At 34.4% G+C, this 2,209-nt stretch carries 2 protein-coding genes and 1 pseudogene; 2 read left to right on the forward strand and 1 reads right to left on the reverse strand.

From position 1 onward, the window contains the following. Positions 1-109: transposase (locus G7Y42_RS14790; protein ID WP_165007723.1), on the forward strand; the 109-nt coding region annotated here is incomplete at its 5' end. 99 nt (positions 110-208) lie between these two features. On the opposite strand, the gene G7Y42_RS14795 is transcribed toward G7Y42_RS14790, so the two are convergent. After that, the gene (locus tag G7Y42_RS14795) at positions 209-1,096 is read right to left on the reverse strand and encodes a hypothetical protein (RefSeq protein WP_165007688.1); all 888 of its coding nucleotides are present in this window, start codon (positions 1,094-1,096) and stop codon (positions 209-211) included. Between the two features lie 180 nt (positions 1,097-1,276). On the opposite strand from G7Y42_RS14795, the pseudogene G7Y42_RS14930 reads away from it, so the two are divergent. Beyond that, positions 1,277-1,483, forward strand: a pseudogene (locus G7Y42_RS14930) (DDE-type integrase/transposase/recombinase); the annotation flags it as partial. Between the last annotated feature and the right edge of the window lie 726 nt (positions 1,484-2,209).

The following is a 2,209-nucleotide window of genomic DNA, read 5'->3' on the forward strand; positions in this document are numbered from 1 at the left end:
TCTTCACACGCATATCAAAACGTTAAAACGAATCGCTTATGGATTTCGAAGTTTTACCAATATGCGCTTGCGGATTTTTCTAATCAACGGGTTAATCAGCTACACATAAAAAAACATCAAAGCTAGTAACTTTTACTAACTTTGATGTTCATAGATGACCTTATCAGTCCGATTTGACAAATAGCCCAATTAAGCCACTCCTTTTTGTCTACAGTCTGTAATTAAAAGTTAACATATCTGCAGCAGCTGTTTTCTGACCTTCTTTTGTCAAGAACGCATTTACCACTGAAGAAGAAGTGATTTTATCTAGTGTAATTTCCGCTGGAATATCGTTCTTTGTTCCATCAATTAATTTATACTCGCCACCATTGTTAAATTTAAATCCATTCGCTGAAGTCACAGTTACTTTCACTGATTTCTCTCCAACGTAATTTTTCGATATATCTTTGGCATCTTTTAATTCAATCTTTCCTGCCGCTACTTTTTGTGCATCTGTTAATTCATATTTTAGCGGAATAAGCACTGTGTATTCTGGATTGCTTGTTGGATCATCTGGTGTCATCGTATTTACGTTGTATGTTACTTGGGCCGTTCCTGTCCCTTCTACTCTTGTAACAAATCCATTTTTAAATTTCAGTGATAAACTTTTATTATTATTTAAATTTAAATCATCAGTAGAAAGACAAATTATAGGTTGCCCCGTTATATCATATGATGTAATTCCATTCATTACAATAGGAGAAATGGTTATAGTATCATTTTCCTGTAATTCACCCATTTCAAATGTGCTTTGATTCGTCAAATTTCTTGTCCATCGAATTTTGCCATCAGCTCCTGTGACAGTCACCTTCAATTGACAGTAATATTCGGAATATCCTCCTGAATTAGACGTTCCAATCACTTTATTTCCCTCAAATTTAATTGTTGTTATTCTTGAATGTCCCCCAGCAAAAAAATTCCAGTTTAAACTCGTACTTCTGTTTTCTTCCGCATAAACAAGAGAATCTTTTCTAAAATCGTTGATACAAATAAAAAATTGATTTGAAATAAAAACTCCTAAAAATAATATTATGACTATTCTACCTATTTTTTTCATTAATATCTCCCTCTCCATCTTTAATAATAATGTTTCTTCGATTAGATTCATTATTGTATTTTGATTAAATATATATTCTATCCCTTTGCTAGTATCTATTGCTTGAATATTAATAGAAAGTCAGTTATTTTTAAAATATGATTGCTCTTATGCTGCAACCATTCGAGAATTAGGGTATCCGTCGATTGTTACGATGGTGCTATTGTTAGTTGGACTATTGGAACAAAGCCAGATGCAAAATTAGTAAATAATATGCTAGATACTGGAATAGCTACCCTTCAAGGTCAAGAACATCCAATCATTCATTCTGATCGTGGCGCTCACTATCGATGGCCAGGTTGGATCGATCGGATGAACAAAGCCAACTTGCTTCACTCTATGTCTAAAGCTAGTAAGTAATCGATGGTCTATCTTCCCTAATTTATCCATGTTTTTTGAAATAGAAGAAAAATACTTTATAAACTACTATATATTCTACCCGATGTGCTAGTTAAATTTAGAACTGTCCCAAAGAATATCTTAATGAGTTAGTTTCCAATTTCTGAGCACGTTCTAGTATGAAACTGTAGGTTAATAATACAATTTCCAACTTTGATTCAAAGCCAGCGAGAGATCGATTTTTGATTTTACCAAGCAAGATAGAAAGACTCGAAAACACTGTCTCTATACGCTTTCTAAGTCTTTTTAAGAGGTGTTCGTTCACAACCTTTGGTTGTTTTGAATTGCTTTTTCTTGGCGTCCAAAAGTCAATTCCACGTTCAGAAAAATAGCGTTTTAAATCTTGACTCAAGTATCCTTTGTCTGACAAAACTTGCGGAGTAGGCGCTTGATTGACTAATTCCGGAGCTATATGAATATCGTGAATGGACGCTGCTGAAACGACGTATCCAATCGGAAATCCTTTATGATTAATTGATAGACTGAGCTTTAATCCGTAGTAAAATAGCTGTTTTGTAGCATTAAACCCGATATCTGCCGTCCCTTTAAATAATCACACCTGCTTTACTTGCATAGATTGGTTCGCCTTGTGGTGCTGCTAAATCAAGTCCTCGATGAAATTCTCCTCCACGAAAACCAAATGGACTAGAAATCGTACAGTTTTTCACTGGGACG

Source organism: Enterococcus sp. ZJ1622 (genome assembly GCF_011038845.1).
GTDB lineage: Bacteria > Bacillota > Bacilli > Lactobacillales > Enterococcaceae > Enterococcus_B.

Bases quoted from the DNA above. Each gene is read 5' to 3' on its own strand.
- G7Y42_RS14795 (WP_165007688.1), bottom strand. From the start codon at position 1,096: ATGAAAAAAATAGGTAGAATAGTCATAATATTATTTTTAGGAGTTTTT.